This is a genomic window from Dokdonella fugitiva (assembly GCF_004342425.1).
Taxonomy (GTDB): domain Bacteria; phylum Pseudomonadota; class Gammaproteobacteria; order Xanthomonadales; family Rhodanobacteraceae; genus Dokdonella_A; species Dokdonella_A fugitiva.
The window spans coordinates 115,549-128,050 of the sequence record NZ_SLWQ01000008.1 but is presented as its reverse complement, the minus strand read 5'-3'; the positions used below and the strand labels follow the sequence as shown (position 1 = coordinate 128,050).

Below are 12,502 nucleotides of genomic sequence, written 5' to 3'. Positions count from 1 at the left end.
GGGAACGCGCGTGTCGCGCCGCAAGCCTGGTGGTGATGCTCGCCGTCGCGCAACTCACGCCTTCATCGAACGCGTGGGCACTCGACCCCGAGCGCCTGTTGTCCCAGTACGGCCATGTGGCCTGGCGCCTGCGCGATGGCGAGCTGCCGGCCCCGGCCTACCCGATCGCGCAGACCCGCGACGGTTACCTGTGGATCGGAACGCAGGCGGGCGTGCTGCGTTTCGACGGCGTGCGCTTCACCCCGCTCGATCGCCTCTCCACCACGCCGTTGCCGGCGAAGTTCATCACGGCGCTGCACGGAGTGCGCGATGGCAGCTTGTGGATCGCCAGCACGCAGGGACTCAGCCACTGGCACGGCAATGTGCTCACGACCATTCCCGGCATGGGTGCACCGAGCTCGCTGCTCGAAGACCGTAGCGGGACGATATGGGCCACGATCGAGGGAAACCGCGACGGTTCGCGGCACCTGTCGTTGTGTTCCGTCGAGGCGGATTCCGCGCGGTGTTTCGCGCGCGAGGACGGCATCGTTTTCAGCCATGGCGAAGTCGGCGCCGGCTCGTTGTACGAGGACGCCGCAGGCGCGTTCTGGTTCGCGACCGAATGGTCGGTCGCGCGCTGGCGGAAGGGAACGCAAGCGCAGGTCTTGCCCGTCCCGGCGAAGATCGAAGCCGCGACACCGGGCCGCATCGTCTTCGCCATGGCCGGCGGCACGCCATGGGTCGGCGTCGACGCGCGCGGGCAAGGACTCGGCCTGCAGCGGGTGGAGGGCGATGCCGTCAAGCCCGTGGAGGTACCGTTGCGGGGTTCGGAGGTCTCCGTACAGGCCTTGTTCGCGGATCGCGCCGGCGTGCTCTGGGTCGGCACGCTGGACGACGGCATCTATCGCATTCGCGGCGACAAGGTGGATCACATCCGCGCGGTGGATGGATTGTCCAGCGATTGCATCTACTGGTTTTTCGAAGACGCCGCCGGCGACCTGTGGGTATCGACCTCGGAGGGTGTCGACCGCTTCCGCGACCTGCCGGTGTCGACGTTCTCCAAGCGCGAAGGGCGCAGTTCCGATGAAGCCGACTCGGTCCTCGCCACGCGTGACGGGCGTGTATGGGCCGGCTCCAGCAATGCACTCGACATCCTCGACCACGGCGTGTTCACGTCGTACAAGGCCGGCGCGGGCCTGCCCGGACACCAGGTGACGTCGATGCTCGAAGACCACGTGGGCCAGGTATGGATCGGCATCGACGCCGGCCTGACCGTGTTCGACGACGGTCGCTTCACGCCCGTGAATGCGGCGGATGGCCAACCGATGGGACCGATCGCGTCGCTCGCCGAGGATCGGCAGGGAAATGTCTGGGCGCGCTTCCAGAAGAAGCTCGTGCGCATCCGCGACCGCCGCGTGCAGGAGGAATTCGCGGTCGGCGCCGCCACGCTCACGGCGGACCGGATCGCCGGCGTATGGGCCGCTTCCGCGGACGGCGCGCTCGCGCATTTCCACGACGGCACGGTCGACCGGTTCACGCTCGCACGCAAGGCCCATCGCATGCGCCAGGCCGTCACGAGTGGCAGCGGCGCCTTGCTGTTCGCCACCGATGCCGGCGTATTCGGCTGGCATGACGGCAGGCAGCGCGTGCTCGGTGCGCAGAACGGCCTGCCGTGCGAGTTCTCCACGGAACTGGCGTTCGACGACGCCGGCGATCTGTGGGTATTCACCGAGTGCGGCCTGCTGCGCATCGCGGCAGCCGACCTCGATCGCTGGTGGGCGGACGGCAGCACCGTCGTGACGCCGCGCGTCCTCGATGCGCTCGACGGCGTCCGCGTCGGCCGGCCCGCGTTTCGCGCGTTGTCGCTCGCGCCGGACGGCAGGCTCTGGCTCGGCAATTCGGTGAACCTGCAAATGCTCGATCCGGCGGAACTCCGGCGCACCCCGGCGCCCGCCATGCAGGTGCTGATAGAGAACACGGGCGCCGATCGACGCGATTTCGGCAGCGGCCTGGATATCGCGCTTCCGCCCAATCCGCGCGAGGTGCGGATCGACTACACCGCGGCGGGCCTCGGCGTGCCGCAGCGTGCGCGCTTCCGCTATCGGCTCGAAGGGCGCGACGACGACTGGAACGAGGCCGGCGCGCGGCGCCAGGCGTTCTACAGCGACCTGCCGCCGGCGACGTACCGGTTTCGTGTCGCCGCGAGCAGCGATGGCGTGTCGTGGACCGAGGCCGAACCGCTGTCGTTGCGCGTCGATGCGACGTGGCACCAGATGCCGCAGGTGCGACTGCTCGGCGTGCTGGCCGGCATGGCCATCCTCGCGGCGCTCTATCGCATGCGCGTGCGCCGGGTCGCCACCGCGCTCAAGGCGCGTTTCGACGAACGCCTCGCCGAGCGCACGCGCCTCGCGCGCGAACTGCACGACACGCTGCTGCAGACGATCCAGAGCAGCAAGATGGTCGCTGACGATGCCCTCGACCACGTCGACGACAAGGAGCGCATGGCACACGCGATGGGGCGCCTGTCGGAGTGGCTCGGTGCTGCCGTGAGGGAAGGGCGCGAGGCGCTGCACACGCTGCGTGCTTCGACGACGCAGACCAACGACCTCGCCGCGAGCCTGCGTCGCGCCGCCGACGAATGCTGCGCGCGCGCAGGCATGCAATTGCGCTTCGAGGTGCTGGGCGCGCCACGGGAGATGCACCCGATCGTGCGCGACGAGATCTATCGCATCGGCTATGAAGCCATCCGCAACGCGTGCGCGCATTCGCGGGGCACGCAGCTCGACGTCGGCCTCGCCTATCCGGGCGACCTGCGCATCGTCGTGCGCGACGACGGCATCGGCTTCGATCCGGTGAGCCGCCCGGGCCATTTCGGCGTCGAAGGCATGCGCGAACGCGCGGCGCGGATCGGCGCGCAGCTGCGGATCGAGCGCGCGGCGGCGGTGGGAACCGAGGTGACGCTCGTCGTTCCCGCTGCGGCGGCCTACCGCGGCAGCGGCGCGCGACCGCGCGGCCTGCGCGGCAGGTGGCGGCGCCTTCGGGGTCGCGACGCCCGTCACGAGTGATGCACCGCGCGTCCCTGTAGAAAACTGCAGGTCGCCACTCCTTGCGATGCAGGGCGCGCCGTCGCGGCCGTCTTCCTACCCTCTGCGACGAGCTTCGCGCGACGTTCCGCTTCGCGCGCAGCGCACGTCACTGGCCAGAGGAGCAGGCGTCATGGGCATTCGCAATTCGCTGTGTGGATTCATTTGGCTCGTCGGCGCGGTCGTCGCGTCCGCCGCACCTTCATGGGCGGGTACGTTCGAGTTTCCCGCCGGCTTTCGCACGCAGGACATCGCCAGCAATGGAACGACCCTGCATGTGCGCGTCGGCGGCTCGGGCCCGGCGGTCGTGCTGCTGCACGGCTATGGCGAAACCGGCGACATGTGGGCGCCGCTCGCCGCGGAACTCGCGCGCGACCACACCGTGCTGGTACCGGATCTGCGCGGCATGGGGCTCTCCGCGACCGCGCTGGACGGCTTCGGCAAGAAGAACCAGGCCGAGGACATCGCCGGCGTGATGGACGCCTTGCATGTCGATCGCGCCGATGTCGTCGCGCACGACATCGGCAACATGGTCGCGTTCGCGTTCGCGATGAGTCATCCGGGACGCACCGCGCGCCTCGTGGTGATGGATGCGCCCGTGCCCGGCGTGGGCCCGTGGGACGAGATCCTGAAGAATCCGCTGCTGTGGCACTTCCGCTTCGGCGGTCCCGACATGGAGCGCCTGGTGGCCGGGCGCGAGCGCATCTACCTCGATCGCTTCTGGAACGAATTCTCGGCCGATCCGGCGCACTTCCCCGAGGCGGCGCGTCGCCACTACGCAACGCTGTACGCGCAGCCGGGCCGCATGCACGCCGGCTTCCGCCAGTTCGCCGCGTTCGACCAGGACGCGATCGACAATCGCGCGGCATTGGCGAACGGGCGCCTGCAGATGCCGCTGCTGGCCGTCGGTGGCGATCATTCGTTCGGCGCGACGATGGCGTTCGTGATGCGTTTCGCCGCGGACGACGTACGCCAGGCGGTGATCAGCGGTGCCGGCCACTGGCTCATGGAGGAACAACCCGCGGCGACCGTCGCCGCGATCCGCGCATTCCTCGATGCGACGGCGCCACTCGCGCCGACGCGACTGACGGCCGACGAGGTGGAACGCCATGCCCGCGGCGGCGCCGGGGCCGGCACCTCCGGGCTCGAGGGCATCCAGACCACCGTGCTGTCCGGCGATCCTGCAGGCGCGGGTCCCTATGCCATCGAGATCCGCGTTCCGCCGCACCAGCGCATCGCCGCGCACAGCCACCGCGACGATCGGACCGCGCTCGTCGTTTCCGGCGAATGGCATTTCGGTTATGGCGACCAGGCCGGCGCGGCGACCGCGCGGACGCTGGGTCCGGGCAGCTTCTACACCGAGCCCGCGGGGCAGGCGCATTTCGCCTACACCGGCGACCTGCCGACCGTCGTCTACATCACCGGCGTCGGACCGACCGATACGCGCTACTCCAGGGATGTCGCCGCGATCGCCGGGGAGGCGCAGCCATGACGTCGTACAAGGCCATCCGCGACCCCGTCGCCGACCATCTCCTCACGCCGCAGAACGCCGCGCTCGTGATCATCGATTTCCAGCCCGTGCAGGTCGCATCGATCCAGTCGCGTTCCAAGCGCGAGCTCGTCGCGAACATCACGGCACTCGCGCGCATCGGCAAGCTGTACGGATTGCCGGTGGTGCTCTCCACGGTCAACGTGGGCACCGGACGCAACCAGCCGACCATCCACCAGATCACCGACGTGCTGGCGGATGTCCAGCCGATCGATCGCACGTCGATCAATGCCTGGGAAGACGAGGACTTCGTGCGCGCGGTGAAGGCTACGGACCGCCGCAAGCTCGTCATGGCCGCGCTCTGGACGGAAGTGTGCCTCGTGCACCCGGCGCTCGATGCATTGCGGGACGGCTTCGACGTGCACGCGGTGATCGACTGCGTCGGCGGGACATCGCCGGAAGCGCATGCACTTGCCGTGCAGCGGCTGGTCCAGGCCGGCGCCAAGCCGATCGGCTGGGTGCAGCTCATCTGCGAGCTGCAGCGCGACTGGAATCGGGCAGCGACCACGGCCGGTTTCGCCGACATCCTGTTCGCGGTTGAAGGCCACTGAGACGTGGCGACAGCGGCCATGCGGCCACGACCTTCCACGCATTCGCACGACGGAGCACCCATGAACACGATCACCACCAACGACGGCACGCGGATCTACTACAAGGATTGGGGGGCGGGGCAGCCCATCGTCTTCAGCCATGGCTGGCCGCTCAGCGCCGACGCGTTCGAGGACCAGATGTTCTTCCTCGCCTCGCATGGTTACCGCTGCATCGCCCATGATCGCCGCGGGCACGGCCGCTCGTCGCAGCCCTGGGACGGCAACGATCTGGATACCTACGCCGACGATCTCGCCGAGCTCGTGAACGCACTCGATCTCGACAAGGTAATCCACGTCGGGCATTCGACCGGCGGCGGCGAAGTCGTGCGCTACATGGCCCGCCACGGCACGCAGCGCGTGGCGAAGGCCGTGCTGATCGGCGCGATCCCGCCCGTGATGGTGAGGTCCGGATCCAATCCCGGCGGCCTGCCGATCGAGGTCTTCGACCAGATCCGCGCGAACGTGTTGGCCGATCGCTCGCAATTCTGGAAGGACCTGAGCATTCCATTCTACGGTTACAACCGTCCAGGCACGAAGGCCTCGGAGGGCGTGCGCGAATCCTTCTGGCGCCAGGGCATGATGGCCGGATTCCCCGCTTCGTACTTCTGCATCAAGGCGTTTTCGGAGACCGACCTGACGGAGGACCTGAAGAAGGTCGACGTGCCGACGTTGATATTGCACGGCGACGACGACCAGATCGTGCCGTACGCCGACTCCGCCGTGCTGTCCGCCAGGATCATCAGGAACGCCACCCTGAAGTTGTACAAGGGCGCCCCGCACGGCATGTGCACGACGCTCAAGGAGCGCGTCAACGCGGACCTGCTCGAGTTCATCAAGGGCTGAAGCCACCGCGCGCCGCCAGGGAAGCCCCGCAGGCGAGCTTCCCTGGCGAGGCCTGCGCCGGTGCACATGACCGCGGCGCCTCGCGTAGCATCCGGTCGACAGCCTTCGCGACCGGATGTGTCCATGCCTGCATTTTTCCGCGATACCCCACGCGCGATCGCGCACGTCCTCGTCGCAGTGGCGTTCGCCGCCACCGCCGCGTGTGCCGCGACGCGCAATCGTTCGCCCGCGCAGGCCGCGCCTGCGGCCGCCTTCCGCGGCACGATCGCGCTCGATGTCGACCTCACCGACATGCGTCGGCGCATCGTCGCGGTGCGCGAGCGCATGCCCGTGCAGCATGCCGGAAGGACCGTGCTGTTCTATCCCCAATGGGACGCCGCGAGCCATGCGCCATCGATCTCCGCGCATCGCCTCGCCGGGCTCGCGGTCAGCGCCGACGGCGTGGCGCTGACGTGGCGGCGCGATCCTGCGCGCGTGCATGCGTTCGAGATCGACGTGCCGGCCGGCGCGAAGGAACTCGAGGCGCGCTTCCAGTACCTCGCGCCGCTCGGCCACGAGGCTTCGGCGACCGTGTTCGACGGTTTCATCGGGCTGTCGTGGAACCGCGTGCTGGTCTATCCGGACGGCTGGCCCGCACGGCAGATCCCGGTGCAGGCAACGATCACGCTGCCCGAAGGCATGTCGGCGGCGACGACGCTGCAAGGCGGGCGCGAGGGTTCGGCCGTGCGGTTCGCGCCCGTGTCGCTCGATCGCCTGATCGACTCTCCGGTATTCGCGTCGCGCCATGTGCAGACGCGCGCGATCGCCGGCGGCGCCGCGCCCGTCCGCGCGCAGTGGATCGCCGTGGACGCCGCGTCGGTCGAACGCGCGGCCGAGCTCGACCGGCCGCTGCGCGCGGTCGTCGACGAAGTCGGCGCGCTGTTCGGCCCGTCGCCGTTCGCGCATTACGACTTCCTGTTCGGGCTCGACGATCGCCTGCCGGGCCCCGGCGGCATCGAGCATGCGGACTCCGGCGAAGTGTTCCTGCCGACGGATTTCCTCGCGCACCGCGACGCTGCGGTACCGTGGATCGACGTGATCCCGCACGAATTCATCCACGCCTGGAACGGCCTCTGGCGCGTTCCCGCCGACATGGCGACGGCGACGCCGAACGAGCCGGCCACGGGCACGCTGCTCTGGCTCTACGAGGGACAGACCGAGTTCTGGTCGCGCATCGTCGCCGCGCGTGCGGGCCTGCGCAGCGTGCAGCAGACGCTCGACGCACTCGCACTCGACGCCGCCGTCGTGCACTCACGCGCAGGCCGCCGCTGGAAATCGCTCGCCGACAGCAGCAACGACCCGTTGATCCAGAGCGGTCGCGCCGACTGGCGCGACTGGCAGCGACGCGAGGACTACTACGTCGAAGGCGTGCTGTTCTGGCTCGACATCGACGCACGCCTGCGCCGCTGCAGTGACGGCGCGAAAGGCATCGACGATTTCGCCGCTGCGTTCTTCAGCGCCGCGAACCGCGAACACGGCGAGCGATACCGCACCTACACCGAACGCGACGTCGTCGCCACACTCGACGGCCTCTGCGCGGCGGACTGGTCGGCGATCCTGCACCGCAAGCTCGATGCGCACGATGACGAGGGCGTGCTCGACGGCCTCGCCGCGCATGGCTGGCGCCTCGTGTTTCGCGATACGCCGAGCGCGTATTTCCGCCTCGCCGAAGCGGCCGACGGCGTGCGCGACCTCACCTGGTCGATCGGCCTCACGATCACGCCCTCGGGCCAGGTGAAATCCGTCGCCTGGAACGGCGCCGCCTTCGCCGCAGGGATCGTCCCCGGCGCACGCGTGAAGACCATCGACGGCGCGCCGTTCACGCCGGAAGCGCTCGACCAGGCGATCGCATCGCGTATGCGGTTGCGCATGGGCATCACCTTCGACGGCGGCGAGTTCGCTGCCGACATCGACGCGAGGACGGGACATCGATATCCGCATCTCGAACGCATCCCGGGTGCGCCCGAGACATTGTCGGCGCTGCTGGCAAGGCGTAGCGGCGATGCCGATCTGGCATCGAGATGAGTTCGCCGGCCCGCGGTTGACCGGAGCGGCGTGCGTACGCATCCTACCCGGTGCATGCTCGGTCGCTACGGTGCCGTGGAGAGCAGAATGGATTCCCGCTTTCGCGGGAATGACGACGTGGTGGCCCGGGGTTCGCCGAACCACGGGCATATCGGGGATGGCACGTGATCGAACTTCCGGTGCGGGACCCATGCGACCTCTGCGAAGGCATGGCTGGCCGCGAAGAACGATGGGCCGTCATCGACGAAGGCGAGCACACGCTGACCGTGCTCAATCCATGGCAGTTCGAAACCGGCCAGTGCTGCGTCATCACGCGCCGGCACGTCGCGACCTTGCTCGATCTTTCGCGCGATGAATGCGTGGCCATCATGCTCCACGCCCAGCGTGTCGCACATGCGCTCGCGCATGCGTACCAGCCACTCGGCATCCTCACGTTCCAGAACAACGGCGTCTACAGCGGGCAGGAGACGCCGCATTTCCATTTCCACGTCGTACCGCGCCAGAAGGGCAGCGACTGGGGCATCGGCCCGCCGCAACTCGCGACGTTCGACGGCGCCGGACGCGAACGCGGCACGGCGCACGATCCGGGCGGCGACGCGGCGCGCCGCGAGCGGGTCCGCGTTTCCGCTGCGCAGATGGCGCAGACCGCAGCGCTGATCCGCGCGCACCTGCCCGAGTAATGCCTCGAGCAGCGTCGCGGCTGAAACCGCGATGCTCTCCCTCGCACGGCGCTGCTCCGAGGCGCGACGGTCGCGCGCGGGGTGCGCTCCTGCACGTGCGTGCGCCGCGCGTGTGTGGGAGCGACGGAACCCGCGATGCTCTTCAGCCCTCAGCCCTCAGACCAAGCATCGCGGCGCAGCGTCGCCCTCGCGCAATCAATCGAACCCGTCGGCAAAGATGACGTCGGCAGTCACCAGCAGGCGCGTCGCGGCGAAGTCGACGAGTGGCGACGCACTCGTCCGTTGCGCACGCCCGCCGGCGACGATGTTGCCGTCGGGCTGCAGCAACAGCGTGCCGATCTCGCTGTACGGGCCGTCGGGCGCGAGGTCGGCGTCGTAGATGCCGGCCGCTGCGAAATGGGTGTCGAGCGCACCGTCGGCGGTGCTGCGTACGGCGAAGAAGTTCTCCTTGCCGCTCGTGTAGTAGGCGACCGACGCGACGAGCTTGCCATCGGACTGCATGACCAGGCCGGTCACGTTCGCGGTCTCCGCGGCGGGCAGGATCGATGGCTTGAAGTAGCCGGGGTTGGCGATGTCGCCGAAGGTGGCATCGGTGGAACCATCGGTGGCGACGCGGCCGAGTACGAGCCCCGTGATGTTCTCGCCGGTGTTGTGGTAGCCCGCGAACGCGATGCGGCCGTCGGCGAGTGGCGCGAGGCGCTCGACCGCGTTGACGATCGACGTCTCGGACGGATCGTGGAACACGCGCCAGCCGACCGATGCGAAGGACGTGTCGAAACTGCCATCCGCGTCGAGGCGCGCGAGCGCATAGTCGGTGCCGAGGCCCGATCCGTTCGCCTCGAAGCCGCCACCGACGACGATCTTGTCGCCCTCGACGATCGCAAGGTCGTGCACGTAGCCGGACGAGGCGGCGTCCGTCCACGCGATCGGGGCGACGCCCGCGTCGCCGAACGTGGCGTCGTACGCGCCGGTGCCGTCGAAGCGCACGATCGTGCTCGTCGAGACGAACGTGCCGCCGTCGAAATGTTCGCCGCCGACGACGACGCGCTGCTGGCTGTCGAGCCTGACCACATGCAGGTAATGCGACGGCAGCAGCACGATGCCGCCGCCACCGAAGCTGCCGTCGAGATCGCCGCTCGCGGTGAGCTTGACGACGTAACCCATCAGCGGGCCGTTGACCATCGCGGTGCCGACCGCGACATAGGAGCCGTCGGCAAAGCGCGCGATCGACTCGATCCCCTGCATGCGCTGGCCCGCCGCGAGATCGGGCAGCTCGACGAGTCCGGGGATGGCGGTGTTGCCGAAACCGGCGTCGGGGCTGCCGTCCGCATTGAGGCGCAGCAGCATGCCGCGGATCTGCGGCTCGAAGAACGGCGCGGGCGGGATGATCTTGTTGCGCGCGCCGGCGAACAGCAGTTTGCCGTCGGGTAACGCGATCGATTCGCGCGGATAGATTTCGCGCGCGGCGACGTCGTCGACGGCGACGTAGGAGACGCCGCCGCTGCCGAAGCCGGGGTCGGGGTCGCCATCGGCGGCGAAGCAGGGGAGGGTGAAGCTCGTCGCCAGTACGGCGGCGTAGGGAAGCAAGGGTCGCAGCACGTTCGCATCTCCGTTCAGGCATCGGATCGACGAGCCTCGAGCGTGCGCGTGCGACCATGCGCGCGCATGCGCGTTCGATCACGATCCGATGCGTTCTGCATGAGGACGCGCGCGCGGGTCGCTGCGTCGCCGCGTGCGCGCGCGGTGGCGCCGCGTGCTGGCGGATCAGCGCGGCTTCAGGCGGCGCACCGCGCGCACCTTGCCGCTGTCGCCGCCGCCGCAGTAGAAGCGGTCGTTGCCGTCGTACTCCAGCCCGGAGACGAGCACGCCGGGCGGCAGCGCGAGGCTTTCCACGACTTCTCCGGTGGCGGCGTCCAGATGGCGCAGCTCGCTTTCATCGCCCTCCCAGGTCGCATGCCAGAGGTCGCCGTCGACCCAGGTGACGCCGGTGACGAAGCGGTTCGATTCGATCGTGCGCAGCACGGCGCCGGTATCCGGGTCGATCTGGTGGATGCGCCGCCCGCGGTAGTCGCCGACCCAGAGCGAGCCTTCGGCCCAGGCAAGCCCGGAGTCGCCGCCGCCGGCGGGCGCCGGGATCGTCGCGAGCACGTCGCCGCTGTGCGGGTCGATCTTGCGGATCACCGCTTCGGCGATCTGGTAGAGATGGCGCCCGTCGAACGCGGTGCCCGCATGGGCGGCGACGTCGATCGAGCGCACCGTTTCGCCACTGGCGGGATCGAATGCGCGCAGCTGCCCGCCGCCGGCGAGCCAGACACGCTCGCCGTCGTAGCTGACGCCGCCGACGTTCTTTACGCCGGGGAAGGGTCCGTACTCGCGGATGACTTCGGCCCGCGCCTTCTTCATGTTCATCTCCGGATGGGGGTTGCTGGAAAACCGTACCTGTCGCCATTCACGAAGCGAGCCCACACGCCAAGCGAGCGATGCGGATGGATGCTAGTCGCCGCCAGGCGCCGCCGTGAGTAACAACAGTGTCGGGAATCCCGGTACCGGCGGCGTCATCCAGCGCCGCGCGCGGCCGTGGCCGACCGGTTGCACATGGCGATCGGCAGCGAGCGTATCGAGCGCGCGTTGCACGGTGCGCGCGCTCACGCCGAGTGCGAGCGCGAGCGCCGAGCTCGACCAGGCCTCGCCGTCGGCGAGCAGGGCGAGCACGTCCGCGTGCGCGAGGTCGAGCGGCGGCAGCAGCACCACGACGGCGCGAGCGCGCGACGGCACGAGCGCGAAACCGCCCTTCGTCGCCGTGATGTCGGCGAGGCCGCGCAGTGCCGCGCGCAACCGCCCGATCTCGACGCGCAAGCGTGCGCGGTGCGACTCGTCGCCATGGCGCGTGCGGAACACGCGTTCGATCAGCGCGGTCCGTGCGACGTCGCCGGGCCAGGCTTGAGCGAGTTCGCGTGCGAGCGCGAACAGCACCGGCCGCGTCGCGAGCGGCACGCGGGTCGGTGCTGCGCGCACGACGTGGCGGCAGGCGTCGACGACGAAGGCGTCCGACGCCTGCAGCGCCTCGACTTCGGCGAGCCGCAGGACGCGTTCGTTGCCGTTCGCGACGAGGCGCGCGGCGGGTTCGTCGAGCAGGCGCGCGGTCGCGTCGATCTCGGCCACGAGCGCAGCGATGCGCGCCTCGCGCGCCGCGGCCGCCGCGCGCGCGAGCGCCGCGCGCGCTACCCCGGTGCGCACGCACCGCAACGCGATGCCGGCGACGACGTGTTCGTGGGCCGCGCGCAGCGCCGGCGTGAGCGCGTCGGAATCGACGGCGTCGAGGCGGCGTTCCGCTTCGTCGACGCGACCGAGCAGGACGAGGCGGCGGATCGCCAGATGATGCGCGTGCGCGGCGTTGGCGCGGTCGCCGTGGCGCTCGAGCACCGCACGCGCGACGTCGAGCGTCTTCGTGTCGCCGCCGAGATCACGCGAGACGAGTGCGATCTCCGCTTCGGCGACGACGCAGCGCGCCCGCGCGACCGCTTCGCGCGGCCCGAATGCGCGGTGCGCCGCGCGCAGCAGCGCCTTCGCCCGCGGGAAATCGCCGAGCTGCGCGAGCGCGAGGCCGCGCAGCGCGAGCGCGTGCGCATCATCGCGCAGCGCGACGCGCTTGAGCGCGCCGAGTGGATCACCGGACGCGAGCGAGCGCGCCGCCGCCGTGATCAGCGAATCCAT

The 12,502-nt window shown here is 69.7% G+C and carries 9 protein-coding genes; 6 read left to right on the top strand and 3 right to left on the bottom strand.

Annotated elements, in window-relative coordinates; all coding sequences use genetic code 11:
• The first annotated feature begins 35 nt into the window (after positions 1-35).
• From EV148_RS14395 to EV148_RS14370, 6 genes are all read left to right on the top strand, one after another.
• The gene (locus tag EV148_RS14395) at positions 36-3,044 is read left to right on the top strand and encodes a sensor histidine kinase (protein WP_241988110.1); all 3,009 of its coding nucleotides are present in this window, start codon (positions 36-38) and stop codon (positions 3,042-3,044) included.
• A gap of 151 nt (positions 3,045-3,195) precedes the next feature.
• Positions 3,196-4,554 (top strand): alpha/beta fold hydrolase, encoded by a 1,359-nt coding sequence (locus EV148_RS14390; protein ID WP_131999461.1) that lies wholly within the window; start codon positions 3,196-3,198, stop codon positions 4,552-4,554.
• Positions 4,551-5,162, top strand: a complete 612-nt coding sequence (locus tag EV148_RS14385; RefSeq protein WP_131999459.1) for a hydrolase — start codon at positions 4,551-4,553, stop codon at positions 5,160-5,162. Before EV148_RS14390 ends, EV148_RS14385 begins: the two co-directional genes overlap by 4 nt.
• Before the next feature lie 60 nt (positions 5,163-5,222).
• The gene (locus tag EV148_RS14380) at positions 5,223-6,044 is read left to right on the top strand and encodes an alpha/beta fold hydrolase (RefSeq protein ID WP_131999457.1); all 822 of its coding nucleotides are present in this window, start codon (positions 5,223-5,225) and stop codon (positions 6,042-6,044) included.
• Between the two features lie 123 nt (positions 6,045-6,167).
• Positions 6,168-8,108, top strand: a complete 1,941-nt coding sequence (locus tag EV148_RS14375; RefSeq protein WP_158287481.1) for a M61 family metallopeptidase — start codon at positions 6,168-6,170, stop codon at positions 8,106-8,108.
• A 164-nt stretch (positions 8,109-8,272) separates the two neighbouring features.
• Positions 8,273-8,788, top strand: coding sequence for an HIT family protein (locus tag EV148_RS14370; RefSeq protein WP_131999453.1), 516 nt, complete (start codon positions 8,273-8,275; stop codon positions 8,786-8,788).
• 195 nt (positions 8,789-8,983) lie between these two features.
• Here EV148_RS14370 and EV148_RS14365 read toward each other — a convergent pair whose 3' ends face one another.
• The 3 genes from EV148_RS14365 to EV148_RS14355 all read right to left on the bottom strand — a co-directional run bounded on the left by EV148_RS14365 (position 8,984) and on the right by EV148_RS14355 (position 12,502).
• Positions 8,984-10,387, bottom strand: a complete 1,404-nt coding sequence (locus EV148_RS14365) for a hypothetical protein (RefSeq protein ID WP_131999451.1) — start codon at positions 10,385-10,387, stop codon at positions 8,984-8,986.
• A 165-nt stretch (positions 10,388-10,552) separates the two neighbouring features.
• The gene (locus EV148_RS14360) at positions 10,553-11,191 is read right to left on the bottom strand and encodes a Vgb family protein (RefSeq protein ID WP_131999449.1); all 639 of its coding nucleotides are present in this window, start codon (positions 11,189-11,191) and stop codon (positions 10,553-10,555) included.
• A 90-nt stretch (positions 11,192-11,281) separates the two neighbouring features.
• The gene (locus EV148_RS14355) at positions 11,282-12,502 is read right to left on the bottom strand and encodes a MarR family transcriptional regulator (protein WP_131999447.1); all 1,221 of its coding nucleotides are present in this window, start codon (positions 12,500-12,502) and stop codon (positions 11,282-11,284) included.

What these genes read in the sequence shown, in the direction of transcription:
- EV148_RS14395 (WP_241988110.1), top strand. Translation starts at nt 36, where the DNA reads ATGCTCGCCGTCGCGCAACTCACGCCTTCATCGAACGCGTGGGCACTC.
- EV148_RS14360 (WP_131999449.1), bottom strand. Translation starts at nt 11,191, where the DNA reads ATGAAGAAGGCGCGGGCCGAAGTCATCCGCGAGTACGGACCCTTCCCC.
- EV148_RS14355 (WP_131999447.1), bottom strand. Translation starts at nt 12,502, where the DNA reads ATGGATTCGCTGATCACGGCGGCGGCGCGCTCGCTCGCGTCCGGTGAT.
- EV148_RS14380 (WP_131999457.1), top strand. Translation starts at nt 5,223, where the DNA reads ATGAACACGATCACCACCAACGACGGCACGCGGATCTACTACAAGGAT.
- EV148_RS14375 (WP_158287481.1), top strand. Translation starts at nt 6,168, where the DNA reads ATGCCTGCATTTTTCCGCGATACCCCACGCGCGATCGCGCACGTCCTC.
- EV148_RS14390 (WP_131999461.1), top strand. Translation starts at nt 3,196, where the DNA reads ATGGGCATTCGCAATTCGCTGTGTGGATTCATTTGGCTCGTCGGCGCG.
- EV148_RS14385 (WP_131999459.1), top strand. Translation starts at nt 4,551, where the DNA reads ATGACGTCGTACAAGGCCATCCGCGACCCCGTCGCCGACCATCTCCTC.